The organism is Nocardia sp. PLKS1-43 (assembly GCF_059510335.1).
In genome coordinates this window covers 286,174-308,573 of the sequence record NZ_JCAJZQ010000009.1, presented here as the reverse complement: position 1 = coordinate 308,573, position 22,400 = coordinate 286,174, and the positions used below count along the sequence as shown (strand labels likewise).

Genomic DNA, 22,400 nt, shown 5'->3' with positions numbered 1-22,400 from the left:
ACTGGTCGGCGATACGGACAGAAATGGCGGCGGTAGGGCAGCGGTCGATGTAACGGAACCCAGGTCAGTGCGCGGCAAGGTCAGCTCGCCCGCAAGACCGGCGGTCACTGAGCCGGAAGTGAGGAGCGCTATGGGCGGTTTCATCCGGCGATCCGTTCCACAGGATCGGTGAAGCGGGTACGCGTCGGCTGGGTGTGGTTGAGGGCGGCGGTGATTCGGTGTCCGAGCCAGCGGGCGACGTTGACCGACACGGCGTTGCCGATCTGGGTTCGGACCTCGTCGACGCGTTTGCCGTTGATGACGCGGTGTCCGCCATGGAACTGGTAGTCATCGGGGAAGCCTTGGGCGCGTGCGCGTTCGAGGTTGGTCAGCCACCGGTGATACACCCGGCCGTCCTCGTCGATGGTCGCGACGGCGTGGTGGTTGCCGCCGGAGGTGATGGTCGCCAGCTGGTGTTGGTCGGCGCGGCGCGCGTGCGCGTGGTTCCGGTAGGTCACCAGATGCGGCACATTGGGTTCGGTGATCTCCTCGAACTGCGGGGTCACGTACATGCGGCGGGTGACCAGCTTGCCGCGGTCGGGCAACAGGATCGCGCTGGCCGGGGTCCGCTGGACCGGATCGACGGTGACGTCGATGTCCGGGGCATCGACGCGGGTGAACAGGATGAAGGCGCGTTTGCGGCGCTGCGGCACAGGATTCGGGCCGATGTCCGCCGAGTCCAGGATCGCGATCTGATACTTGTAGCCCTGCACGGTCATCCCGTCCAGCCACCACCGGAACAGCGTCCAGTCCAGGAATTCCGGGACGTTCTCCACGGCCACGACTTCGTAGCGGTGGACCTCGGTCGCGGCGATGACGGCGAACGCGGTCGCGCGGTCGATGCTGCCCTCGTCGGCGCGCAGCCGCTCGACCTCCGCCGGCGGTTTCTTGCGGCCGCCGGATCGGGCGTGCCAGACACAGCTCGGCGAGAACCAGGCGATATCGGTCCGCGGGAACCTCCGGAAGTCGGTCTCGGACAGGTTCGCCTGGACATGCTCGATGTCCGGGTGATTGGCACGGGCCGTGCGGATCGCGGTATCCCAATGGTTCGCACCGATCACCACCCGGATCCCGGCCTGCCGCAGTCCGGTCGTGCTCCCATTCGCTCCGGCGAAGTAATCCGAAGCTGTGTATCCGGTGTCCGCGGCGATGGGCGCTGGGGTTCGGCTCCTCGACGATCCTTCCTTTGTGGTTGATGCATGCGCCTCAATGGGCAGGGCTAATTGACTTGCGGCGCTACGCATCGGCGTCGTCTCCCTCGACCGGTGCGGCGAACGGTTGGCTGCAGACGCCGCACAGGATCGGTCCGGCGTCGATGGTCTTCTTGTGGGCGCGGACTCGGCGTTGCGGTGTGCACTCGCACACCAGCGCGCTACCGCTACGGGGCGCTTTCGCCTTCCCGTCACTGTCCTCGCCGTTGTCTTGTTCGGCGAGTTCGTGGTCGGATCGGCGGTGCGCCACGATCGCCGCGGACAAGGTCGCGATGTCGTCGGCGTACTCGTGTGCGGTCTGCTCGGGCAAGAGGGTGATCGACCAGCCGATCCGCTTGTCGCGTTCGACGGTGAGACCGAACTCCCGGGCAATGTCACGGAACCGGCCGTTGTGGTACGCGCCGCCGCGGCTGGTTTCGGAGAGTCCTCGGGTGCGCGCGGCGCCGTGCGCAGCCTCGTGCAGCAATGTGGCGAGTACATCGCGGGCACCGAACGCGAGACCTTCCGCACCGACGAACAACTCGGGCAGCACCTGCTGCCCGTGCTTCCACCGATCCGCACCGAACGCGCCCAGCCGCAGCCCGCGCCGGCCGGAGGATCCCGACGCCATCGTGACCACCACGTCCGGCACATCCGGATGCCGGGCACGAAGATTCGCCCACACCGATTCGATCGCGAGCGCCAGTGAGCTGGTGATGGAACTCACGCCCCCTCCTGACCGACGCCGGGGTCGGTGGGGTGCAGAGCGATCGCGCCGCGATGGGGCTGCAGCTCGGGACGGCTGGCGATCTCGGCGACCACGGTGGCGCGGCTGGGTTCCCCGGCGGGTCCGGGAGTCCAGTGCAGCCGCCAGGTATCGGCGCGGTAGTCATACCGCGCGGCCACCTCGACACCGTGCGCGTCGGTCAGATCCGCTGCCACACCGCGCACCAGCGTGGCGCGGGCAATCGGCAGTCTGGTGACTTCGCGCAACGGCGACGGGGCACCGCGCGGCACGACACGGAGCTGTTCCCAGTCGATGCCAGGGATGGCAAGCAGGTCGTCGAGTGAGGCCGTGGTGTACATCGCGACGGTCACGTATCGGCGGCGGCTGATTTCGGTTTCGACATGGGTTGCGGGCGTGAGGAATCCGGCTGCGGTCAGGTAGTCGAAATCGCGGCGGCGGATCTGCAGGTATTCGGCGACCTGGTCCGGCCCGAGCAACCGGGCCCCGCGGACCTGCTCGTCCAGTTCCTCATCCCGGGCCAGCGCCTCGACGTCGGTGGACGACCAGCGCCCGAACCGGCCCGCGGTCAGACCGCGCTGCTCGGCGATCCGCACGAATTCTCGACGGCTCCACCCCAACTCGGCGCACGCCTGCTCGATCGGGGTCGAGGCAAGCTCCCACGCCTCCCGCTCAGCGACGATCTGGGCGATCAGCTCGGCGTGCTCGGCGGCGACCTGGTCCAGATCCGCACGGTCATACAGCGGGTACCCCTTGTACCCGTCGACCGCATCCAGCACACCACGCTCGGCGAGCATCTCCACATCCGCGCGGCTCACGCTGATGCCGTCGACCCGTTCGGTGAGCCGGTCCGCGGACCTGGCCGCTCCGATCGGCGGGCCGTCCGGAAGCTGCGCGCGGATCTGCTCGCAGCGGCCGCCGGCGGCGGCGATCACCTCCGCCGACCACCGGCCACCACGATCAGCCGGCGGGATCAACCCGCGCCGCAGCGCGGCCTCGAACTCCCATACCGCCATCCCCAGTTCACGAGGTGCCTGAACCGGACCGAAACCTTTACTCGAACTCATGACTGCCTTCCCCACAGGCTTGATGAATACGCACCAACGCCAGACGGATACTGCTGCGCGGCAACTGCTTTGACGCATACGAATCAACGAGTCGTTGACGCATACTCATCAAAACGACTGCAGCTCACACGGATTGATTCCTACGCATCAACGCTAGAAAAGACCCCCGACCGGAAACCCTGCGCGACGCGGCGAATCCTCCGGCACAATCCCTGATGCCCCGCTCCTGGGCGCTCGAACGGGACCGCGGAAGCGCCTATCCGCACGTCGACGACCTCCCCCGCGCGCCGACCTCGCTCCCCATTTTCGCTAGAGATGTTCACTGCCTACAGCGATTTCAGCGCCCGGCGTGACGCACATGCATCAACACTCCGGTGCCGCCCCTCCCCCACCCTCCCTTTTGTGGTCTCGATTGGTCCCGCTGCGCCGCGCTCTCAGCGATCCGGCACGCGCCGCGGTCACGGACGGAAGTCCCCGCACGCACGCACCGATTGATGCATACGCATCACACCCACTGCGTCCCAGACGGATTGAAGCGCATGCATCAACTCCCCGGCCGGGCCGAACCCTTCCTTTGTGGTCACATCTCTAGACGCCACGCAACCGCTCGACTCGACCACGGCCAACCAACGCGCCCAGCTATCGCAACCGCAGCCTGCGCACCCGAGCCCCTTCTTGTGGTCATACCCGACGCGCCCAGCTCTACCAAGGTGACATACGCACCCAACCCCTCTTTGTGGTCCTGCCTTTTGTGGTCTCTCTTCTTTATGGTCCTTCCCCCTTCTCTGGTTCCCTTCCCTCCCAAACTGTTTGGTGATGGCTTGCTCCCCGCCCGCCCCCCACTCTCTGCAGCGAAGCGGTAGAGAGTGGGGGGCGGGCGGGGAGCAAGACAGCGCCAAACACCCCAGCTCACAAGGGTTTCTGATCGGAATCTGATCGGAATCCCATTCCGATCAATTCTGCATTGATTCTGCAAGCGTTCTGCATTGGTTCTGCAACGAAAATCGCTGCCACACACAGCAGAAGGCCCGCCCAGCGGGGTGCTGGACGGGCCTGTCGATGGGGCAGTGTTCGTTACAAGCTGGATCCGTGGCTCGTGCTGTGGTGGGTGTCTTCGAGGTAGCGCCACTGGATACGGGTAACAGCCGATTCGGCGGTGCAGCCGGTGTGACTGGCGCAGAAGAAATCGACGAACTGCGCGGGGGTCATGTCCGGGAATCCTTCGGCGCGCACCTCCTCCGGGGTGATCAGGTCCAGGCGCTCGCGCCGCACGGCGATCACCTCGACATCGACGATCCGCACCAGCGGCTCACCCTTGCGGCGACCCATGACCTTGCGGCACAGCGTCAACCGTGTCCCGGGCCCCAACGCGAGCCAGCCCATGCGGCGTGTGACGGTCTTGCTACGGTCCCTGACCTGCGGCTCTGTGAGTGACACCGACATCAGGCGCGGCATACCGAACTCCTGTCCGTCGGGTACTGATCCCAGATCTTGCCGTCCAACTCGCGGCCGTTCTGCTTGGGGGTGCGTCCTCCCCACTGTTTGAAGAAGAACGGGATTCCCGCGTCGGCGCAGTCGTCGCGCAGGTCGCGCACCCACTCGGGGTGCATCGGCCGCGCCGCTGGTCCGGACTCGCCTCCTGCGATGACCCAGCCGATCTCCGGGCTCGGCGCCCAGTCCGAACATGGCCCGTCGCAGGCGCATTCGTTGCGGTCCGCGTCGTCGGGTCGGCGGCGACCACAAAGGGAGGGGCACTGGTTCGGGTACAGCCGACCAGCGAGATCGACCGGTCCGAGCAGTGGTTCGCACGACAGGAACCGCACTGTGGCCGGGATGTTCAGGAGGTGATCGACCCTGGTCATCGCGGCCTGGTTCTCCACCGACACTCCCATCCACAGGTTCGCCGGCCACTCCAGCCGCTCAGCCAGCCGCCGCGCCCGCACTGCGCGTTTCGTCAGCACCTGGTAGGTGTGCTGCGGGGTTTGGCCGATCACCGCGAACACGTCCCGGATGAAAGACTCGGGCACCCGGGCGTGGAACAGGTCGGACATGCTGTTGACGAACACCCGCCGAGGGGCCCGCCAGCGCAGCGGGACCTGCAGCGCGGCCGGGTGGATCGTCACTCCGAAACCTGGTCCTGACGTGCGTGGATCGCCGTCAGTCTGGTATTTCGCGGCACCCATTGCTTTGAGTCGTTTGGCCATTGCGAGTGCGTAGCAGTGATCGCAGCCGTCGCTGATCCGGTCGCAGCCGGTGACCGGATTCCAGGTCGTCTCGGTCCATTCGATGCCGGTCATTCGCCGGTTCCTCCTTCGAGTGCGCTAGTGTGCTCACGCGCCGCGGTGACGGTCCGTGTGACCGCGGAGGCGCTGAGTTCGACGTGTTCGGCGATGCGTGAATGCGACCAGTTCTGCTCGAACTTCAACCGCAGGATGGCGGCGACCTTGTCCGGGTCGCGTCGGCCGGCGGGGTCCGCACTGCACACCGATTCGGCGATCTGCGCCCACCGGTCGTGCGCACCGCGTGTTCCGATCGGTGCGGACGGAGCGGGTTCGATCTCGATCAGTGGCGGCTGTCCAGTCAATTCGGTCGCCGTGGAGAAGGTTTCGGTGCGTACCTCGCGCACCGAGACGGTGCGTACGGGTTCCTCGGTGCGCACCGGCTCCGGTTCGGTCTGCACCACCGGTGCGGACGGCTCGTCGTTGGTGCGTGCGGTGGTGCGGTGGTGCTCACGCGAGATCATGTGCGCAAGCGCAGCGCCCATGCCCAGCACGGCGACCGGGATGCACGCGACCAGGACGGTGACCGGCCATGGCGCGGAGGTGACTTTCGCGGCCTTCATGAGGTGGTAGGCGATCTGCCCGGCGCCGCCCAGCACCAGGCTGCCGATCGCGGAAAACTTCGCGTAGCTGCGGGTCCGGTCCGAGTTGATCCGGCCGGACAGCCACACGTACAGCGCGTACGAGGCGTAGGTTTCCATCCCGATCGGCAGGGTGATCGCCGAGTTGATCTGGAAATCGTTGGCGATGCCGGGCAGCGGGTTCACCGGCCCGAATCCGGTTAGCTCGCCGAGTCCGACCCAACCGGACCAGATCGCGACGAACGCGGGCAGCGCGAGCACCAGTACCGGCCACGCCCGCGGCGGCCCGTCGGTGCGCAGCCCACCATGCTTGATGCGCAGTGCACCACGGTTTTCGGTGTTCGGTGCGCTGCGGTGCGCAGCCTCGTTGCTGCGCACCGGCTCCGCACCGGCGAGGTTGGCGGTCATTTCTGTGCACTCCTGTCGGTCGACATGTGGTGCGTTCCTTCCGAAGATCAGAACAAGGTGTACGTACACCTTATCAACGGGTGTACGTACACCACAAGGGATGGGTATGCTCCTTCTGTACGTACACCTAGCGAGGGGGATGGATGCCGAACCAGCCCAAGACCCAACACCGTTCAGTGCGTGTGGACACCGACAAGTGGGATCGGTTCGATCGGGCTGCCCGGGGTGAGGGAACCGATCGCGCGAAGGCGATCAACGCGTTCATCGACTGGTATCTGCGGGAGCCCGGCGCGAAGCTTCCCGATCGCCCGCCGCGCTCGGCGACGGCGCACGAGTCCGGCTCGGACGGGTGAGAGCATCTCGGGTTCCTTGCTTGTGGTCATCGTGAGCGGGTGGTCTGCCGCGCCGGCGGCGGTTCGCGGGTCGGGGTCTCGGCGTGCTGCTGCTGTTGATGGACTCGTGGGTCGCGGTAGTGACGGTCGAGGTACGGCACCATTTCCAGGTCGTTGATGCCGCGTCCAGCGTCGAGGTGGTCGGACAGGTCCTTGCCGACCGCAGCCTGCACCACCCGGATCTCTCCGACGTGCCCGGCCAGGCTCGCGGCGACCTTGTCCGCGTGCCGGTACCCGGAGCGGTCGCGGTCGGCGACGATGACTACCCGTCCTGCCCCGTACAGCCACGGCGCGTGCTGCTCACTCCAACTGCCGGCGCCCATGGCGTTGCAGGTGCCCACCAGCCCGGCCTCGTAGGCGCGGTTGACGTCCTTCTCCCCTTCGCACACGAAGATCTCCCCCCGCTGCGTGACCGCGGCGCTTACTTCTGGGAGCCGGTACGGTAGAGCGGCGAATCCGCTGGCCTCCCACCGGTTCCCGAGCCAGTGCCGCTGTTGCCACAGTTTCTTGTGGCCGTGCTCGTGGGGTTCGTGCATGCGGATGACTTCACCTTCGACCAGTCCGTCCGGCCACCGGTAGGTGTAGGTGTCGGCCACCTCCGGCGCCCCGGTCACCTCACCGAGATCGGGGCGTACCTGGTGCGGGAACTGCGCGTAGTCGATCGCCTTGTCCACCAGCGACTTACGCGGCGGCGGTGTGTGGCTACGTGGCGGCCGCTGCTGGTGGGTGTGGTTCGGGTTCCGTTCGGGGAGCCGGTCCCACAGGTCCCGTACCTGCAGCCCGATCCGGTCCAGGACCACCTCGTCACCGGAGCAGCGGGCCCAGCAGCGCACCATCGTCTTGCCCTGGGCGGGGTCGTAGCGCACGCCCAGGCTCGGGTTGTGGTGTTGCCCGTCGTTCTCGTGCACGGGGCACAGGTAGTTTGTCCAGTACAGCGGGCCCCGCGGGTGCGGGGCCGGTCCCACCGTGCGAGCCAACGCGTCGGTGATGACGTCGTACGAACGGCCGTGCGTGCTGTGGGGTTCCATCGCTCACCGTCCTCTCTCGGTGCGATCGGGCTGCTCGCCGTGGCCGGCGGCGTGATCGCGGGCCTGGCACAGCCGCAGGGTGAGTTCGGCCAGCGGTCGCGCTTGGCGGATGTGCTTGCGCGCCATGGCCGTCCACTGCCGGTTGTGCGGGTCTTCGGCGGCGTGGGCGAGTTGCCGCATCTGTTCGGGGTCGGCGACGTACTCCATGTAGCAGCGGTGCAGGTCCGACCAGGCTTGCGCATGCGGGCCATCAGCCCAGCGGCCCGCGATGGCGTCCTGGTCGTTCAGTAGCTGTTCGTACTGCTCGGCGGGCAACCCGCGCCCAGCCCCGAGACGGGCCTGGGCACGGAGTGCCTGCTGTTCGAGCTGCACGAAATCGGCGAACTCCGCCCGCAACGCCTCTTCGTGCTCAGCGTGCATCAGGTCACCGGCCCCGCTGCGCGCGTTCGCGGGCGCGGGCCCGATCCGGGGCGGTCAGCTCGCGAGCCTGGTCGTGGCTGCGGACCTGGATATCGGTCACACCGCCATTCCAGCCCTGAGCGCGGTCGTGCGCGACGTTGTCCGCGAACCGTTGCATGGTGGCCGGGTGATCACGCCAATCGTGGAAGGCGTCGTCGAGGTACTGCCAGTGCTCCGCGTGCGGGCCAGCGTTCCAGCGCTTGTCGTATTCGCCGGTCTTGGCGAAGATCTGGTCTATCTCGGCTTCACTGTCGGCCTTCTCGACGCCGCGGGCCAGCTCGACGCGTTCGGTGAACTCGCGACGCATCATTTCCTCGTGTTCGCGTTCCATCGGTTATCGGCTCCTGGTGATCGGGTTGCGGGCGCGCACCGGTTCGGTGCGGATTTGGGTGCGGTGGATGTACAGGTCCCGCACCTGCTGGTGGTTGCGCAGATGCACGTCGGTGACCAGTGGCTTACCGGCCGCGTGGTGGTGTTCGAGGTCGTCGACCAGCTCGAACATCTCCCCGGGCTCGCGGTCCCACTGCCCCGCAACCGCGGTCAGGTGCCGCCACGCCTCGCGCCGGTCGTCGCTGGCGGGCAGCCGGGTGTATTTCGCCTCGATCCCGCGCACTGCCCGGGTGATCGGGGTGGGCAACGGTTCACCGCCCGGATTCGTGATCTGCTTGTGGACCTGGGTGAGCTGGTGGTAGCGGGCGAAGTCTTCGCGCATCCGCTGTTCCTTCTTGGCGTCCATGGCTATCGGTTCCTTTCGATCGGGCCGCGGCCGGGACGCTGGTGCCCGTTGCCGTTGGTGGTGGGTTCGGTTGGGGTGGTGAAGGTTTCGCGGGCCCAGGGCTGGGTGTCGGATGAGTGCTCGGACCCGGAATCGGCGTGCGTGCGCTGTTGGCGGTCCTCGCGCAGCGCTTTCTCGTGCCGGTATTTCACGCCGCCGCCGTTGCGCCACCAGGTGTAGAACTCCCGGGCGTGCTCTCCGGTCCACTCGGGGCCACGGTCCTGGCTGAGCTGCTGCAGCTTCTTGCGCACTACCGGTGAGTCGGCGTCGTCGACCGCCGCGGTCATACCGTTGACGAACTCGCTGATGTACCGGTTGAACTGCTCCACCGTCTCCCCCTCGGGTGTCTCGATGTGGTTGAGCTCGGCGAGCTTGTCCCGTCGTACTTCCCGCCCTAGCAACTCCGCCGGCGTGCGCGCCTCGTCACGGCCCTGGTGCCGGTCAGCCGCGACCCGGTCACTGCTGCCGTACCGCTGCTGCTGTGGTGTGGCGTGCGCGAGCTTGCGAACAGCCTCGTCTCGCTCGGACTTGAGCCGGTCCCGCTCCGCGGTGACCTCGACCAGCCGAAGCGACTGCGCGCGAAGGTCTTTCAGCTCAGCGCCCTGGCGGGTGGTGACGTTCTTCAACGTCTCCACCTCCGCGCGCGCAGTCTCGGCCTGACGCTTGTGCTCGTCACGATCCGCAGTGACCGCGTCCACACCACGCCCCAACATCTGCACCCGGCGCGCGAGATCATCCCGCTCGGCGACAACGCTTTTCAGCTCACGCACCTGCTGTTCGAGTCCGGCCAGCCGCGCATCGAACACCGAGACACGCTCGGGCGCGAACTCTTCACGTTCGAGCTCGCGCGGGGCGATCTCGGGCTGCTCGGCGAATTCCCGCCGCGGCAGACCATCCGGCGCCGCGGGCGTCTCACGGGGGTGTGCGTCTTCTCGGTCGAGCGAGGGTTCCTGCACGGTGACCGGTCGGTCGATCCCGGGGCGCCATTGGGTGACCTCGTCGGCGACGAATCCGGGATGTCCTTCGGTGTAGAACAGCGGCTCGGCACTGTCCCGGCCGGTCGCGGACACCCGTACTTCGTGTGGTTCGCCGATGGTCGCGCGCATGTCGCCCACATGGCCGCTGAGGTTCTCGCGCGTCCAGGCGGCGGCTTCGTGCTCATTCGGGTGCAGCCCGACGTACGCGGCGGAACTACCGTCGAGCGTATTGCCGTTGATCTGCACAGTGACCTGGCTGTTGGCCATCGCGTTGTTGAACTCACCGGTGATCTGATCCGGCGACAAGCCGGCCTCGACCGCCATCTGCGCCGCATACTGACGGGTCGCGTCCCGATGCTGCGGCAGCGGCCCGCCCAGACCGTTGGACTGACTGCGGCGGATCGCCTGCACCGCGTCCACCTGATCGGGCGTATATCCGGTCCACTGCCGGGAAGGACGCGGCGCCGGCGGTCGAACATAGGCGGGGCGGCGTTCGATCCCCGCAGCGGCTTGAGCGCGGGCGACCTGCGCCCGATACCGCAGGGCCTCAACACCTTTCACCCGGTGCGCGCGACCGAACACGTTGCCCAGCCGGTACTCCGGGAACGTGGTGGCCGCGGCCATCCCGTCCAGGGCGATGCCCTGCTCGATCGTGGTCAGTGCCGAGGACCGAAGGATCCGCTCCTCCAGTTCGCTGTAGTGCCGCGCCATCGCCGCGCGGTCCCGCTCGCGCTGCTGCGGTGCCATGTTCGGATCCAGTGCCCGTGAGGTGGTGCTGATCGAGTGCTGGCGGTAGTTCTCCAGCGCTCGCGCCATCCCCGCGAGTTCGTCCTGGCGCATCCGTTCGCGCTGTTTCTGCTCGTCGGTGACCATTTTGCGGATGCTCTTGCGCACGGTGCGCCGCTCCAACCAGCTCGCGGCCTGCGACAGCTGGCTCAACGCCTGGGTCAGCTGGGCGCTGAACCGCGCCGCGTGCTGGGTGATCTCATCCATTTCGGACATGAAGCGAATTCCTTTCGGCGATAAGGGAATTGGTGATTATCGGGTGCGCTCGATCGGACGTCTGGTGCGGCGGCGGTCGAGTTCTTCCGCGGCCTGGTCGGTGAGCTTCAAACGGGTCGCGTACCGACCACGCGTGGCTTCGAGACGGCTTGCGGCTTTTTCGAGGTTGGTGTCGGTCAGTTCGATGCCGAATTGCACGCGGTCGATCGCCTCGACCGGGTCTATCGGAGCGCCGAGCTCATCCACGGCCAGGCCGTCTGGGTGGCGGTGCAGACGGGCGTATTCGTGGCGGATCTCGGTCAGGTCCCGCCGCAGCTCGCTCAGCCGCTCACCGACACCATGCAGTCGTTCGTACAGATCGACCGGGGCGGTGCGGATCTTGTTATTTCTGTTATCGGGCATGGGATTTCGTGGTCCTTTCTGGTTTCAGGCGATGTCGAGGGTGGGCAGGGGGCTGTAGTCGAACTCCCAGGTGCAGTACTCGTCCCAGGTGATCTGGTCGGTCTCGTACAGGAATTCGCGATGGCTGATCTGGTCCATCAGGTCGTCGGCGTCGGCCTGGCAGGCGCGCCACTCGCGCTGCTCGGCATCGGTCAGCTGCGTCCACTGCTCGGCGGTGGTGGGGGAATCGGTGTGCTGCGGCATGATTCGCGCTCCTTCCTTGTGGTTACGCGGTGGCGGTGCGATGGTTTTCGCTGCGAGTGCGCGCGTCGTCGGCGCGGTGCACACCCCGCCGGACGGTGGCGGCGATGCCACGGGCGATGTAGGCGATGCCGTGGCTGATCGCGGTGACGATCACCGCCAGCACCTGCGGCAACGGCGGACGCAGCGCGGCGTTCCACCACAGGTAAGCCACCCACCCCGCACCCAGCGCGGTGACCGGGACGGTGACCGTGGCCGGTTGCCCCCAGGCCGCGAGCACCGCGGCGGCGACCACAAAGGAGGAACCACCCGCCGCGGCACGGAGCATCGGCGACCGGCCCGCGGCGGCCGGGCTCGGCGCGGACTCCGGTGCCGCGGGCGCAGCGCTGGGCGCCGGAGCGTCCTCGGCGCTGTCGTGCGGCGTGTCCTGCTGCGGAACAGTGGGTTTCGGTGCGGGCATGGTCGGGGTGCTGAATGTGCGGTCGGCCGGTGGGGTGTGGTTGTCGGCGTAGTGCACTGCGGCGGTGAGGAAGTCGGTGAATTCGTCGGCGAGGATGTCGGTGACCTGGTCGTCGGACAGGTTCGCCACCAGGTCCCCCAGGTCTTTGGGCTGGCGGTTCTCGCCGCGGTCGCGGCCGTCGTCGTGGTCGTCGTGGTGGTCGTCGTTGCGGATGATGCGCATAGCGGTGGTGCTCCAATCGGATTCGGTGAAATAAGGGGAAGTAGGGTTACGCGGTGGCGGGGGCGGTGGCGATGACCGCGCTGCCCTGCTCGGCGGCGGGGGTGCCCGGCAGTGGGGTCAGTCGGGAGTGGTCGACGCGCACGACCATCCCGAAGTAGGCGTGGCCTGCTTTGGCCCACACGAATTCGCCGGTTTGGAATTCGCGGACGCGCTCAGGCGGAACGAGCCATTTCTCGCCGTAGGAGACCTGGCCTTCGTCGCCGTGACGCTGGCCCTTGATCAGGTGCCGCGAGGGCAGCATGGTCCGGATGGCGCCGAAGTGTTTGCACAGCTCACCGGCGTTTTCGAAGTAGCCGATGATCAACCCGCCCGCCAGCGACTTCAGCAGCCGATCCAGCGACCACTTGTCCCCGGCGACGCTTTCGGGGGACTGTCCGGCGAACACCATCGCCACCCCTTGGGAGCGGCCGCGTTCGGCGACGTCCTCCAGCCCGATCGAGCCTTGCTTGGTGGTCAGCGCGGAGACCTCGTCCAGGTAGACCGTCACCGAGCGACGCATGTCCTTGGCGGTGCGCCCGGCGCGCTGCATCACCAGCCGCAGCGTGGCCGCGATCTGCGCGCGACCGGCGTCCTTGTCCAGACCCGGGACGGTCATGAACAGCACACTCAGCTCGTCCAAGGATTTGCCGCCGTCGAACACGATGTGCCCGTCGTGGTCCTTGAGCGCATCGAACAGGTTCGAGCACTTGATCAGCGCGTCGTCGATCTGCGGGACCTTCTCCGCCTGCAACGCGTCGACCTGCCGGACCACGTCCGGGGCGTTGTTCCAGATCTCCTTGAGGACCTTCTCGTCCAAGCGCCGCAGGAACTCCGCGGGGCTGCGCGGCGGCCCGGTCGGGGCGTCGATGACCAGCGACACCACGCGTCGGCGCATTTCGTCGAAATGCTGTCCTTCGCTGGTGGAGGCCTGACCGGCGTTGAGCAGGTCCCCGATGATGGCGCGCATGTCGCGAGCGGGCAGGCTGGAGAAGATGTCCAGCCGGTCCCCGCCCGGCATGACCAGGGCGATCTGCTCGCGCGGGATGCCGAGTGCGGCCATGATCGACAGCAGTTCCCGGCCCAGGGCCTTGTCGTCCTCGCCGCCCTTGCAGGTCAACAGCACCAGTTGCGGTTTGGGGTGCTTGGCGGCCATGGCCGGAACGTCCTTCCACCGCCACCAGGCCATCCACTCGTAGTAGAACACCGCCACCGCATCGGTCTTGAGCAGCTCGGTCTTGCCCGATCCGGTCGTGGCGAAGATCCCGCGGTGCTTTTTGACGTCCTTGTGCGGGATCAACAGCCAGTGCTGATGCCGCGCGGTCAGCTCCCGCCACAACCCGGCCGGTTTCGAGCTGGTGCGGTCCGCCAGCGTGCCCAGCACGATCGACGACCCCGCGCTGAACGGTGCGCCGAGTTTGGCCGCACGCGCCGCGGCAGCGGACTTGCGCTCGTTGAGCGCATCACGCACCCGCTCGGTGCGGCCCAGGTGCTTCAGCCCGACCGTGTCGGTCTTGAGCAGGAACTTCGCCCAGCAGTAGGTCGCCAGCGCCCCGGCCACCGGGGCACCGAGCACCAGCATCATCCGCAGGCCGGTCAGGTCGCCGGCCGCGACGTGCGCGGCTCCGGCCCAGAACAGGCTCAGCGGGGTCGACCACGAACCTCCGGTGATCGCCGAGATGACCGGCAGCGCCCAGGCGGCCATGGCGAAGTTCCGCAGCCGGTGCGGCGCCAGCGGCCACCCCGCCGCGACGGCCACGATCATCACCAGCATCGCGACCACGACCATCCCGCACACCAGCGACGTGCCCGCCACATGCGCGACCTCACCCAAGTGCGGGCCGTGCAGCCCGGACAGGTGATCGGTCAGATGCCGCACCGGGGCCGGTGTGCCCGGCGGCGCGACGGGATGGATCTCGGCGACCGGGCCGATCTGCGGGCCGTGGGCGGGCCCTGGCACCGTGGGGGCGGGAATGTCGGTGTGGCAGTCGTTGGTGGTGATCAGGTTCTGGCAATCGGTGCTCATGATGCTTCCTTGGCAAGTTGAATGAGGTTGCGGCGCTGGCGGTTCGCGGCCGCTTTGGCTTCGCGCATCGCGCGGCGGGACTCGGCGAACCGGTCCCAGAGGGTGTCGAAATCGCGGATGATCAGCAGCAGATCGAGCTGGTTCAGTTCGGCGGGAAGCCGCTCGGACGCGGCGGTGACCGCGCGGTCGACCTCGCGGCCGCGGCACAGATACAGCAGCCCGATCATCGGGAACGGTTCCGCGTCCCGCGCCGCGCGGATCGCGCCTTGCAACGCGACATCCATCGACGCGCGATCCTTGGCGCTGAGTTCGACTTCGATTGCCCACCAACCGAAGTGGCCTTCGAATACGCCGTGGAACCAGCCGTCATGAATGTGCGGGCGCCCCGGCATGGGTTGGCGGCTGGTGCTGAACTCCAGCACCGGCTTCCCGCGGCGCGATGTGGCGGCCTCGGCGGCGAGTTTCTTGCCCGCGCGGTGCCACAGCACCCGCTCGGACACCCACAACTCCGGATCCGACCCGGCCAGCATCACCCGCGCCTGCGCCACGGCGCGGTAGTGCTTGGCGAACATCAGCGAGGGCTCCCAGTCGCTGGGCCGGTGCCCGAGGTAGCGGGCCGCGATGTCGCGGGTCGCGGGGAACACCCACGCCCGGCCGCGCTGCACCTTCGCGATCCGCACCAGCCCGGCCTCGGCCAGGCGTTTCGCGATCGCGTACGCCTGCGACTCCCACACATTCAGGAACTCGGCCAGCACATCGACCTGCATCCCGTGCATATGCGCGGTGCCCGCGAGCACTTCGGCGCCGCGTTCGGTGATCGCGCCCTTGTGCGGGCCCGGCATGATCCGGGACATCGACCCGGCCGGTACACCCAGTTGCGCGGCGATCTCGGAGAGGCTGAACCGCTGCGCCCGCAACGCGCCGGCCTCACCCAGCATGGTCTCCACCTGCCGCAGGGAAATCCCAAGCTGCCCGCGAATCTCGTTGTAAGACAAGCCCGCCGCCCGCAACCCGGCCACGATCTGCGCCCGATACCGACGCTCCAACGCCGTGTACTCGGCTGGGGTCTTCTTCTTGTGGTTCACCGTGTTCGCTCCCTTCCCGCATGCGCGGTACGGCGAGCCGCCAGATCCGTACGAGCCTGCACGATCACCTCGCGCATCGACTCGATCTGCGGATCCGGCTGCCCGGCATCGGTTTTCGTCGACTCGCGGTCGCGCTGCACCGTGCGCTCGGTGACCCCGAGCCGCTCAGCGATCTGCGCCGCCGACAACCCGGATGCGGTCAGCTCCCGTGTTTGCTCGCGGCGCTCCGCGGTGGCCGAGGCGTGGTTCCAGCGGGCCCGGGTCGGCTTGCTGTGTGGGTCGTCGATGGAGTCCTCGTCCCACTCGAACGGCAACGCCCACCCGTTGCGGCGCCCTTTCGCTCGGGCGCGCTCCGAGGGGCCCGGGACCAGCTCCAGCCGCTCGAACAACTCCTTGATCGCCCGATCCCGCTGCGCAGTGATCGTCTGCTCCGGTTTGTCGGTGCGGTCGCCGCGACCCATCACCAGGTCGTTGAAGGTGGAGTTCTTCGTGGAGATCCCCAGCTCTCGGGCGATCTGCTCGCGCGGGTATCCGAACGCGATCAACGCCCGAACCCGGCGTCGGGCACCGACACTCGGCACCAGGGCCTCCGCGGGCGTCACGTCCGCGGCCCGCTCGGGGATCGGCACCGCCAAGATCGCCGACCGGACCCGCTCGGTGAGCCGGGCATCGCCCTCGTGGGTGAGCCGGGACACGCTGATCGGGTCCACCCCGGCCAGCCGCGCCAACCGGGTCGGCCCGATTCCCACCGCTCGCATCCGCTGCACGTGCGCCCGCACCGCATCAGCCGGCACAGTGGTGTTCGGGGCCCACTTGCCGTAGGCGATCTGCCGATTCCGATGCGTCTGGTAGCAGCGATGGCACATGCCCCGCGCGTACAGCGAGCCACCACAACCACACGACTGCGCCGCCCGGGTCATCGCTGACGCTCCAACCCGCCACGGCCCTCGCGTTGCTGCTTGCGGGCAGCCAGATCCGCGCGGGCCTGCACAATCACCTCGCGCATATCGGAGGCATCCACACCGTGGCGCTCGCACGCCTCGGCCGAACGCACCAACCGCGCGATCCGCAGCGATTCCTGCTGCAGCTCCGACCGCTGCTGCTTCGGGCGCGTGCTGTGGCTGTCGTACAGGTACGCCTGCCGCCGGCCGCGACCACGCACCTGCCCCTGATACTCACCAGCAGGCCGCTTACCGTCCGCGTCCAACTGCCGGAACGTCCGGAAATGCTGCGGCGCCAACCGCCACGGCCACGTCGGCACTCCGTACCGCTTCCCCTCCGGGTCCAGATACCGGCTACTCATCGCGACCGCTCGATCCCGGACCGGCGCGCCCGCTTCTTGACTTGCGCATCCGGAGTGGCCGAATCAGCCGTGCTGGTCCCGGTGATCAAGCGCAGCTGCGCATCGCGCCAGAGTTCGCCGTAGGTCAGGGACTCACCCAACGCCGAGCACGCACGGGTGAACCCGTACTGCGACTTGGCTGCTGCGGCCTCATCGCTGTAGCCGCTGCGGCGGTGAACTTCCGTACCCGCCTCGGCCATGTCCAGCAGGACCTCGTCGACGACACGCAGCCGAGCACGCTCCGCGGCCAGCTCAGCCATTTCCTTCTCGATATCTTCGGCGCGGCTCATCGGGCCACCCCCTGCTGCGGCGCACCGCACTCCGCGGGCAGAACAGCCACCTGCACACCCGGGGCCGGGCACACCACCACGGTCGGCGCCGCAGGCTCCCGCGAGCCGCAAAACCAGCACGCGGCCGCGAAACCAGCCGCGAAAACCGTTGCCGCGCCGTACAAATACAGCCGAGCGCGGAACGCGCCTGGCATCCGGATCCCCGAAGGCTGATATGCGCCCATTGGCACACGTACTGGTACCGGGATCGGCTGGTACACCGGCCCATACGGCGAATACGGGCTCTGCTGCGGTGGCATGTCCTGTGCACGCAGCGCGCCGGGCTGCGACAGATCCGTCACACCGATCGGCTCATTCGTGAACGGGTTGTGCACCAACTCGTACCGCTCGAAATCGCCGCTCATCGCCGACCCCCTCGACGAGGCCGACGCCGCCACATCCACCACAGCACCGCCAAGAACAGCACCGCCAACGCGGTACTCGGCGACCAAACCGCAAGCAGCACAGCAAGAACCAGCGGAACCGCCAGAATCTCCGACGCGAGCCTCATGCCGGATCACCCCCGGCAGGCAACGCGACCGGCACCTCGACTGTGGTCGCCTGCAACGCATCCGCGATAGCGGCATCGACCAGCTCACGCAGCAGAATCGCCTGCTCCAACGTCAACTGCGTCGACATGTACGCCCGCCCAGGCGCACACTCGACCTCTACACAGACCTTGTCGATATGGGCGTAGTACTTCGCCCGGAACGAACCACACACCGTCGTACTGACGTGAACCCCATCGACATTGACCGCGTAGCCGTGCTCGTCAACCTGCGAGACGTGACGACCCATGAAATCCCGCATCACGCCGCCCCTTTCGTGTTGAAAGGCACGCTGAGCAGGGCAGACAGCTTGACCCTTGCCCCCTCCGAAATTGGAGGAGCGGCGGCCACAAGCTTGGCGACATACTCGGCAATTTCATCCCGGCTCTGGTTCTCAGCCGCGGACTGCCGCAGCTTTTTCGAGGCGGTCATGCAGCACCGTCCGCGTCGCCCACGGTCACCGGTCGCGCCAACGCGAGCACTTCGCGCTGTTCCACGCGCCACAACTGGCCGTTCAATCGGTAGCCCTGCAACAGTCCGGCATCGATCCAGTTCCGGATCGTCTTGGGGCCGACGTCGACCAGGGCGGCTGCCTTCTTCAAGCTGATAAGCCCTCGCGCCGCGTGCAGGTCGACAGGTGAAAGATCTCTGCTGTCCACCGGATACCTCCTCTGAGTGGAAAAGTCGTGAAAACCGCTCCCTCAGAGTCGTTTTGGCGCGTGTCTCTTCTCGCCGCCGCACATGTATCAACCTTCGGCATCTATGCCGCACAAAGTCTCTTCTGTGTCTCTTCTTTGTGATACGGTGTCTTCAAGACATCAGCGAACGGCGCAAGGCAGGCGGCTATGAGCACAGTTCTGAAAGCCCTACTTCAGCAGCGCCACATGCAGACGGTTTCAGCGTTCAACCGGGAATACGACCGGCTTGCACGGAAGCTGGATCCAGACCTTGTTGGTTGCGGTCCGAAGAAAGCCCAGTTCTATCGCTGGCTCGGCGGTGACCTCGCGAACCTTCCCTACCCACATCACTGCCGGATACTGCAGGTTATGTTTCCCGACTGGACCATGACTGAACTCTTCAAAGAGTTTTCGGGTGCACCGGAAGACCTGATCCGCAAGAATCCGCCCGAACAGCGACCGGCGAGCAATGCCGACGAGAGCCGGTTTGCAGATATCGAGGCGGTGTACCCGACTCGGCTCTCTTTCCTTCGGGCGATGCCACCGGAAGAGTTGTTCAAGACGGCCAAGCAAATCGACATGGCGGGTCTGTCGTTAAATATATTGTGCCAGCAGTATTCAGACTCCGACATTCTTCGGCTAGTTGAAGGTGGGGCGGAGATCCGCTGTCTCTTCCTCAAGCCAGACGGTGATTCGATCCGGAACAGGGAGGTTGAGGAAGGTCATCCGCCCGGACTTCTGTCGAATCTCACGGATACCAACATCCGGACGCTTGAGCGGGTTCGTCGCCGGATTCCCGCCGACGCGGCGGGATCGTTGACGATCCATGTTTACGACCAGCCAATCAGATTCAATATCACAATCATTGACTCGACGGTCTGCGTCATGCAGCCGTACCTACCGAAAGCTCGCGGTGTCGACTCTCCGACATTCGTTGCTCGAAAGTCTGACAGTTCAGGCGTTTTCAACACCTTCTCCGAAGTGTTTGCGAGCCTTTGGGCAGACAGCAAGGAGAGACTGGAGGAATGAACGATCAGCACAAACTACTCGATATCGCCAAGTGTGCAGTCAGCATCGGATCTGAGCTTCTCGGTACCGGCGGGCCGGGTGAGATCAGAGCTAAGGGCGACCGAGACTTCGTGACTGACCTCGATATTCGAATTCAGGAATCGATTCGCGACTACCTTCGACACGCCACTCCCGACATCGCGTTTCTTGGTGAAGAGGATGCGCATGACGCGACAGCGCACGACTCCGCGCTCCAGTGGGTGCTCGATCCAATCGACGGCACATCGAACTTTGTCCATGGAATCCCCCTCTGCGCGGTCGCTCTCGCATTGGTTAGAGACTCGTCGGCCATCGTCGGAGTCGTCGACGCCCCGCTACTCGGCCTGGCCTACCACGCCATCACAGGTGGTGGGGCCTACTCGAACGGTCGCCGAATCAAGGCGAGTTCGACACTGCACCTTGCAGACTCGATCGTATCGATCGGGGACTACGCCGTTGGAGAGGCTGCGGAATCCAAAAACCTCCACCGCTTGGCCATAACTGCAGAACTCGCTCGCAGCGTCGAGCGGGTCAGAATGTTCGGATCTGCTGCTCTGGATCTTGTATGGGTGGCGGAGGGGCGCATCGACGCCTGCGTGTTGCTCAGCAACAATCCGTGGGATACCGCAGCTGGCGTACTGATCGCCCGAGAGGCCGGTGCACTCGTCACCGACAGCGACGGAAGCCACCATCTCGTAACCTCCGAGCACACGATTGCGGCTACCCGCGGTGTCCATGGACCGCTCCGAGACTTGATCAGTCCAGTGCTCGCTACTGGTGATCCCGAATAGACCAGATCTGCGGAACCCTGGAAGACTGGCAAAGGCAACTGTCGAGCATGGCGAACGGACTGAAGTCTCAGGGAGGAACGATTGGATTCCGCAGCGCGGTCCCGAGAGGTGCTGGTGCCATCTTCGATAGGGCTTGAGCTCGAACAGCTCACCGAGGACTGCCGAGACGGAATCACCGTTGTCTGTGGCTTGCCGGCCTCAGGGAAGTCCACTGTGACTGGATATCTCGCAGACCGTGTCAACGCGGTGGTCATCGACAAGGATACATTCGCACCTGCCCTTGAAGAGTCGGTGATGGCCGAGTTGACTGGGAACCCTCATGATCGCGACAGCGCTGCATACATGCGGGTGATCAACCCGCACATCTATACAGCCATAGTGAATCAGGCACTTGTCGTCGGCGCCCGAACTCCAGTGGTCGTCGATGCCCCGTTCCTCGGCCATGTGCGCCGAGCGGCCGAACGTGGCACCTCTCTGTCAGAACTCATCAAGCCGGGAGAAGCAGGCCCGGTTGTTCGAACCGTCTGGATCTCAACTGATCCCAGCCGCATACGCGAACGGATGGTCCAGCGAGCAGCACCGCGTGACACTCCAAAGCTTGCCGACTGGGCAACATACCAATCCGATGTGCTCGACTCAGACATCGACTCTTTGGCACGTCGCGTCGTTGACTACGTCGTGCGCAACCTATAGCAGCGCTCTGTAACTGCTTCATTTCGGGATGATCGCGACCGATTCAGGGTTGAAAGCCTTGTATCCCCGCTGAGCAGGGTGCAACCGAACCGTACACAGCAAGTCGATGATCGCGCGGCGGGCCGCCAAGTCCGCATCCTGAAATGCCTGCACAGGTGAAGGAGCAAGCAGGATCGAGGATGCGGCGGCGCCAACCGTGAGCGCCATGCGTTGGGTATCCAGCTGCACGATCTCTTCCTCGGCTTCACGCCTGATTTCGAAATACAGTGCGCCGTCGATCAATTCGCGTTTGTAGTCGGCCTTCGCGCGCTCAATTCGGTCACGCAGCGTCTGCTGCTGGTCATTGATCGCCGAGATCTGATCTCCATCTTCTTCGACCAGGAGGTCGGCGAGATCCGGGCGGGCGAGCCTGCCTTCGACGTAAGCGAGGACCATTGCGTCGATCGGAGTTCGCACCCGCATGATATGACCTGCACAGCGGTATCGCGGGCCATGAGTTCGTACGCGGGCATCGCATATACCGCAGAGGAACAGGCCAGAACCGAGGTGCCGCCGCTCAGTCCCCACTCGATTGGATTTACGCGCCGGATCGTCGAGACGACGCTGCACCTCGAGCCAGATCGAGTCGGAAACGATCGGTTCCCATTGCCCGCGAACCGGTTTGCCCGTGCTGTCCCGCACGATCTCACCGGCGAGCATGCTCCAACCCGCATAGCGTGGGTTTCGAAGCATCGAGATGATCGACGTCGGGTTCCATGGCCGGCCGCTGCGTGACGGCAACATCGGAACAGATTTCGGAAGGTCCTGAACGTGTGTCCGGTCGCCGACCGCACGAATGACGGGTTGCGCGCCGGACAGCGCCGCCGCTATCGCCTTGAGGGACGAACCATTGGCGAAGGCATGAAAGACCGCCCGCACGGCGTCAGCTTCCTCTTGGAGGACATCGCCATCCAACGTATAGCCCGTTGCGCGAATCCCACGCGGCGGTCGCCCTTTTCCAGCTCGCTGCTGCTGCGCTCGACTCTGCCGAGCCCCTTTGCGTTCCATTTCCGCACGAGCAACGGCGGCTTTGATCCGTGCGTACATGCGCCCGCCATCCGTCTGAAGGTCCGCCTCACCGTTGGCTGTCACCAGCCGGAGACCTTGGCTTTCGGCAGCGTCGATCCAATCCTCGAGCTGCCGCGGCTGGCGAGTGAGCCGGTCCAGGTCCCAGGTGATCAGGGCGTTGAAGCGGCCGGCGCGGAAGTCCTCGACCATCTGGTCGTAGGCGGGTCGCACCTTGACCTTGCTGAACGCAGAAATACTGTTGTCCGTGTACGTCTCGACGACGGTCCATCCGCGGCTCGCGGCGATCTGCTCACAGTCCTCGCGCTGACGCTCGACCGCGAGGCCCTCGCCGGTCTGGTCGAGGCTGACGCGCAGGTAGATCGCGGCGCGAACCGGGATGAGAGGCATACATTATTTTACTACGAGACATGGTCGAGTTCCGCTTCAACGTATAGCCGACCAACGTCTACCGGAAGGCATTGAGCCCAAGGCGGAGCAGCGCCGAAGAGCTGA

The 22,400-nt window shown here is 66.1% G+C and carries 28 protein-coding genes; 4 read left to right on the top strand and 24 right to left on the bottom strand.

What is annotated here, in order from left to right; translation table 11 throughout:
* Positions 1-140: 140 nt before the first annotated feature.
* The 6 genes from AC5WS7_RS28920 to AC5WS7_RS28895 form a co-directional block, all read right to left on the bottom strand.
* On the bottom strand, positions 141-1,190 hold the full coding sequence (locus AC5WS7_RS28920; RefSeq protein WP_495957774.1) for a DNA cytosine methyltransferase: 1,050 nt from the start codon (positions 1,188-1,190) through the stop codon (positions 141-143).
* Between the two features lie 85 nt (positions 1,191-1,275).
* Positions 1,276-1,956, bottom strand: coding sequence for a hypothetical protein (locus tag AC5WS7_RS28915; protein ID WP_495957746.1), 681 nt, complete (start codon positions 1,954-1,956; stop codon positions 1,276-1,278).
* On the bottom strand, positions 1,953-3,041 hold the full coding sequence (locus AC5WS7_RS28910) for a hypothetical protein (protein ID WP_495957745.1): 1,089 nt from the start codon (positions 3,039-3,041) through the stop codon (positions 1,953-1,955). The genes AC5WS7_RS28915 and AC5WS7_RS28910 overlap by 4 nt, the downstream gene beginning before the upstream one ends.
* Before the next feature lie 1,074 nt (positions 3,042-4,115).
* The gene (locus AC5WS7_RS28905) at positions 4,116-4,496 is read right to left on the bottom strand and encodes an ASCH domain-containing protein (protein WP_495957744.1); all 381 of its coding nucleotides are present in this window, start codon (positions 4,494-4,496) and stop codon (positions 4,116-4,118) included.
* The gene (locus AC5WS7_RS28900) at positions 4,484-5,338 is read right to left on the bottom strand and encodes a DUF5131 family protein (RefSeq protein WP_495957743.1); all 855 of its coding nucleotides are present in this window, start codon (positions 5,336-5,338) and stop codon (positions 4,484-4,486) included. Before AC5WS7_RS28900 ends, AC5WS7_RS28905 begins: the two co-directional genes overlap by 13 nt.
* Positions 5,335-6,309 (bottom strand): RNA polymerase sigma factor sigma-70 region 4 domain-containing protein, encoded by a 975-nt coding sequence (locus tag AC5WS7_RS28895; RefSeq protein ID WP_495957742.1) that lies wholly within the window; start codon positions 6,307-6,309, stop codon positions 5,335-5,337. The genes AC5WS7_RS28900 and AC5WS7_RS28895 overlap by 4 nt, the downstream gene beginning before the upstream one ends.
* Positions 6,310-6,485: 176 nt before the next feature.
* Between AC5WS7_RS28895 and AC5WS7_RS28890 the strand changes: the two genes are divergently transcribed.
* The gene (locus tag AC5WS7_RS28890; RefSeq protein WP_495957741.1) at positions 6,486-6,662 is read left to right on the top strand and encodes a hypothetical protein; all 177 of its coding nucleotides are present in this window, start codon (positions 6,486-6,488) and stop codon (positions 6,660-6,662) included.
* A 26-nt stretch (positions 6,663-6,688) separates the two neighbouring features.
* Here the strand turns inward: AC5WS7_RS28890 and AC5WS7_RS28885 are convergent, their stop codons facing one another.
* The 17 genes from AC5WS7_RS28885 to AC5WS7_RS28805 form a co-directional block, all read right to left on the bottom strand.
* Complete coding sequence (locus AC5WS7_RS28885) at positions 6,689-7,729, bottom strand: hypothetical protein (protein ID WP_495957740.1); 1,041 nt, start codon at positions 7,727-7,729, stop codon at positions 6,689-6,691.
* A 3-nt stretch (positions 7,730-7,732) separates the two neighbouring features.
* Complete coding sequence (locus AC5WS7_RS28880) at positions 7,733-8,149, bottom strand: hypothetical protein (protein ID WP_495957739.1); 417 nt, start codon at positions 8,147-8,149, stop codon at positions 7,733-7,735.
* A 4-nt stretch (positions 8,150-8,153) separates the two neighbouring features.
* Positions 8,154-8,519 (bottom strand): hypothetical protein, encoded by a 366-nt coding sequence (locus tag AC5WS7_RS28875; protein WP_495957738.1) that lies wholly within the window; start codon positions 8,517-8,519, stop codon positions 8,154-8,156.
* A gap of 3 nt (positions 8,520-8,522) precedes the next feature.
* On the bottom strand, positions 8,523-8,924 hold the full coding sequence (locus tag AC5WS7_RS28870; RefSeq protein WP_495957737.1) for a hypothetical protein: 402 nt from the start codon (positions 8,922-8,924) through the stop codon (positions 8,523-8,525).
* A 2-nt stretch (positions 8,925-8,926) separates the two neighbouring features.
* On the bottom strand, positions 8,927-10,942 hold the full coding sequence (locus AC5WS7_RS28865) for a hypothetical protein (RefSeq protein WP_495957736.1): 2,016 nt from the start codon (positions 10,940-10,942) through the stop codon (positions 8,927-8,929).
* A gap of 36 nt (positions 10,943-10,978) precedes the next feature.
* A complete protein-coding gene (locus tag AC5WS7_RS28860; protein WP_495957735.1) occupies positions 10,979-11,344 on the bottom strand; it encodes a hypothetical protein in 366 nt (121 codons plus the stop codon).
* 24 nt (positions 11,345-11,368) lie between these two features.
* Positions 11,369-11,587: a hypothetical protein gene (locus AC5WS7_RS28855; protein WP_495957734.1), complete on the bottom strand. Its 219-nt coding sequence runs from the start codon at positions 11,585-11,587 to the stop codon at positions 11,369-11,371.
* A 22-nt stretch (positions 11,588-11,609) separates the two neighbouring features.
* Positions 11,610-12,266 (bottom strand): hypothetical protein, encoded by a 657-nt coding sequence (locus AC5WS7_RS28850; protein WP_495957733.1) that lies wholly within the window; start codon positions 12,264-12,266, stop codon positions 11,610-11,612.
* 46 nt (positions 12,267-12,312) lie between these two features.
* Entirely contained in the window at positions 12,313-14,328 is a 2,016-nt protein-coding gene (locus AC5WS7_RS28845; protein WP_495957732.1) for an ATP-binding protein, read from the bottom strand.
* Positions 14,325-15,413, bottom strand: coding sequence for a hypothetical protein (locus AC5WS7_RS28840; protein ID WP_495957731.1), 1,089 nt, complete (start codon positions 15,411-15,413; stop codon positions 14,325-14,327). The genes AC5WS7_RS28845 and AC5WS7_RS28840 overlap by 4 nt, the downstream gene beginning before the upstream one ends.
* Positions 15,410-16,333, bottom strand: coding sequence for a hypothetical protein (locus tag AC5WS7_RS28835; RefSeq protein WP_495957730.1), 924 nt, complete (start codon positions 16,331-16,333; stop codon positions 15,410-15,412). The genes AC5WS7_RS28840 and AC5WS7_RS28835 overlap by 4 nt, the downstream gene beginning before the upstream one ends.
* A complete protein-coding gene (locus AC5WS7_RS28830; protein WP_495957729.1) occupies positions 16,330-16,716 on the bottom strand; it encodes a hypothetical protein in 387 nt (128 codons plus the stop codon). The genes AC5WS7_RS28835 and AC5WS7_RS28830 overlap by 4 nt, the downstream gene beginning before the upstream one ends.
* Positions 16,713-17,045, bottom strand: coding sequence for a hypothetical protein (locus AC5WS7_RS28825; RefSeq protein ID WP_495957728.1), 333 nt, complete (start codon positions 17,043-17,045; stop codon positions 16,713-16,715). The genes AC5WS7_RS28830 and AC5WS7_RS28825 overlap by 4 nt, the downstream gene beginning before the upstream one ends.
* Positions 17,042-17,449 carry a hypothetical protein gene (locus tag AC5WS7_RS28820; protein WP_495957727.1) on the bottom strand — a complete coding sequence of 136 codons (408 nt, stop codon included), beginning with the start codon at positions 17,447-17,449 and terminating at the stop codon, positions 17,042-17,044. The genes AC5WS7_RS28825 and AC5WS7_RS28820 overlap by 4 nt, the downstream gene beginning before the upstream one ends.
* A gap of 142 nt (positions 17,450-17,591) precedes the next feature.
* On the bottom strand, positions 17,592-17,894 hold the full coding sequence (locus AC5WS7_RS28815; RefSeq protein ID WP_495957726.1) for a hypothetical protein: 303 nt from the start codon (positions 17,892-17,894) through the stop codon (positions 17,592-17,594).
* A complete protein-coding gene (locus AC5WS7_RS28810; RefSeq protein ID WP_495957725.1) occupies positions 17,894-18,064 on the bottom strand; it encodes a hypothetical protein in 171 nt (56 codons plus the stop codon). The genes AC5WS7_RS28815 and AC5WS7_RS28810 overlap by 1 nt, the downstream gene beginning before the upstream one ends.
* Entirely contained in the window at positions 18,061-18,291 is a 231-nt protein-coding gene (locus tag AC5WS7_RS28805; protein WP_495957724.1) for a helix-turn-helix domain-containing protein, read from the bottom strand. The genes AC5WS7_RS28810 and AC5WS7_RS28805 overlap by 4 nt, the downstream gene beginning before the upstream one ends.
* Positions 18,292-18,477: 186 nt before the next feature.
* On the opposite strand from AC5WS7_RS28805, the gene AC5WS7_RS28800 reads away from it, so the two are divergent.
* The 3 genes from AC5WS7_RS28800 to AC5WS7_RS28790 all read left to right on the top strand — a co-directional run bounded on the left by AC5WS7_RS28800 (position 18,478) and on the right by AC5WS7_RS28790 (position 20,840).
* Complete coding sequence (locus AC5WS7_RS28800) at positions 18,478-19,338, top strand: DUF5919 domain-containing protein (protein WP_495957723.1); 861 nt, start codon at positions 18,478-18,480, stop codon at positions 19,336-19,338.
* The gene (locus AC5WS7_RS28795; protein WP_495957722.1) at positions 19,335-20,147 is read left to right on the top strand and encodes an inositol monophosphatase family protein; all 813 of its coding nucleotides are present in this window, start codon (positions 19,335-19,337) and stop codon (positions 20,145-20,147) included. Before AC5WS7_RS28800 ends, AC5WS7_RS28795 begins: the two co-directional genes overlap by 4 nt.
* A gap of 81 nt (positions 20,148-20,228) precedes the next feature.
* Positions 20,229-20,840, top strand: a complete 612-nt coding sequence (locus tag AC5WS7_RS28790; RefSeq protein ID WP_495957721.1) for a P-loop nucleotide/nucleoside kinase family protein — start codon at positions 20,229-20,231, stop codon at positions 20,838-20,840.
* Positions 20,841-20,858: 18 nt separating this feature from the next.
* Here AC5WS7_RS28790 and AC5WS7_RS28785 read toward each other — a convergent pair whose 3' ends face one another.
* Entirely contained in the window at positions 20,859-22,295 is a 1,437-nt protein-coding gene (locus tag AC5WS7_RS28785; RefSeq protein WP_495957720.1) for a recombinase family protein, read from the bottom strand.
* Between the last annotated feature and the right edge of the window lie 105 nt (positions 22,296-22,400).

What these genes read in the sequence shown, in the direction of transcription:
- AC5WS7_RS28845 (WP_495957732.1), bottom strand. Translation starts at nt 14,328, where the DNA reads ATGAGCACCGATTGCCAGAACCTGATCACCACCAACGACTGCCACACC.
- AC5WS7_RS28800 (WP_495957723.1), top strand. Translation starts at nt 18,478, where the DNA reads ATGAGCACAGTTCTGAAAGCCCTACTTCAGCAGCGCCACATGCAGACG.
- AC5WS7_RS28875 (WP_495957738.1), bottom strand. Translation starts at nt 8,519, where the DNA reads ATGGAACGCGAACACGAGGAAATGATGCGTCGCGAGTTCACCGAACGC.
- AC5WS7_RS28880 (WP_495957739.1), bottom strand. Translation starts at nt 8,149, where the DNA reads ATGCACGCTGAGCACGAAGAGGCGTTGCGGGCGGAGTTCGCCGATTTC.
- AC5WS7_RS28810 (WP_495957725.1), bottom strand. Translation starts at nt 18,064, where the DNA reads ATGACCGCCTCGAAAAAGCTGCGGCAGTCCGCGGCTGAGAACCAGAGC.
- AC5WS7_RS28825 (WP_495957728.1), bottom strand. Translation starts at nt 17,045, where the DNA reads ATGAGCCGCGCCGAAGATATCGAGAAGGAAATGGCTGAGCTGGCCGCG.
- AC5WS7_RS28905 (WP_495957744.1), bottom strand. Translation starts at nt 4,496, where the DNA reads ATGCCGCGCCTGATGTCGGTGTCACTCACAGAGCCGCAGGTCAGGGAC.
- AC5WS7_RS28900 (WP_495957743.1), bottom strand. Translation starts at nt 5,338, where the DNA reads ATGACCGGCATCGAATGGACCGAGACGACCTGGAATCCGGTCACCGGC.
- AC5WS7_RS28860 (WP_495957735.1), bottom strand. Translation starts at nt 11,344, where the DNA reads ATGCCCGATAACAGAAATAACAAGATCCGCACCGCCCCGGTCGATCTG.
- AC5WS7_RS28850 (WP_495957733.1), bottom strand. Translation starts at nt 12,266, where the DNA reads ATGCGCATCATCCGCAACGACGACCACCACGACGACCACGACGACGGC.
- AC5WS7_RS28835 (WP_495957730.1), bottom strand. Translation starts at nt 16,333, where the DNA reads ATGACCCGGGCGGCGCAGTCGTGTGGTTGTGGTGGCTCGCTGTACGCG.
- AC5WS7_RS28820 (WP_495957727.1), bottom strand. Translation starts at nt 17,449, where the DNA reads ATGAGCGGCGATTTCGAGCGGTACGAGTTGGTGCACAACCCGTTCACG.
- AC5WS7_RS28785 (WP_495957720.1), bottom strand. Translation starts at nt 22,295, where the DNA reads ATGCCTCTCATCCCGGTTCGCGCCGCGATCTACCTGCGCGTCAGCCTC.
- AC5WS7_RS28895 (WP_495957742.1), bottom strand. Translation starts at nt 6,309, where the DNA reads ATGACCGCCAACCTCGCCGGTGCGGAGCCGGTGCGCAGCAACGAGGCT.
- AC5WS7_RS28830 (WP_495957729.1), bottom strand. Translation starts at nt 16,716, where the DNA reads ATGAGTAGCCGGTATCTGGACCCGGAGGGGAAGCGGTACGGAGTGCCG.
- AC5WS7_RS28870 (WP_495957737.1), bottom strand. Translation starts at nt 8,924, where the DNA reads ATGGACGCCAAGAAGGAACAGCGGATGCGCGAAGACTTCGCCCGCTAC.
- AC5WS7_RS28885 (WP_495957740.1), bottom strand. Translation starts at nt 7,729, where the DNA reads ATGGAACCCCACAGCACGCACGGCCGTTCGTACGACGTCATCACCGAC.
- AC5WS7_RS28855 (WP_495957734.1), bottom strand. Translation starts at nt 11,587, where the DNA reads ATGCCGCAGCACACCGATTCCCCCACCACCGCCGAGCAGTGGACGCAG.
- AC5WS7_RS28910 (WP_495957745.1), bottom strand. Translation starts at nt 3,041, where the DNA reads ATGAGTTCGAGTAAAGGTTTCGGTCCGGTTCAGGCACCTCGTGAACTG.
- AC5WS7_RS28865 (WP_495957736.1), bottom strand. Translation starts at nt 10,942, where the DNA reads ATGTCCGAAATGGATGAGATCACCCAGCACGCGGCGCGGTTCAGCGCC.
- AC5WS7_RS28815 (WP_495957726.1), bottom strand. Translation starts at nt 17,894, where the DNA reads ATGCGGGATTTCATGGGTCGTCACGTCTCGCAGGTTGACGAGCACGGC.
- AC5WS7_RS28795 (WP_495957722.1), top strand. Translation starts at nt 19,335, where the DNA reads ATGAACGATCAGCACAAACTACTCGATATCGCCAAGTGTGCAGTCAGC.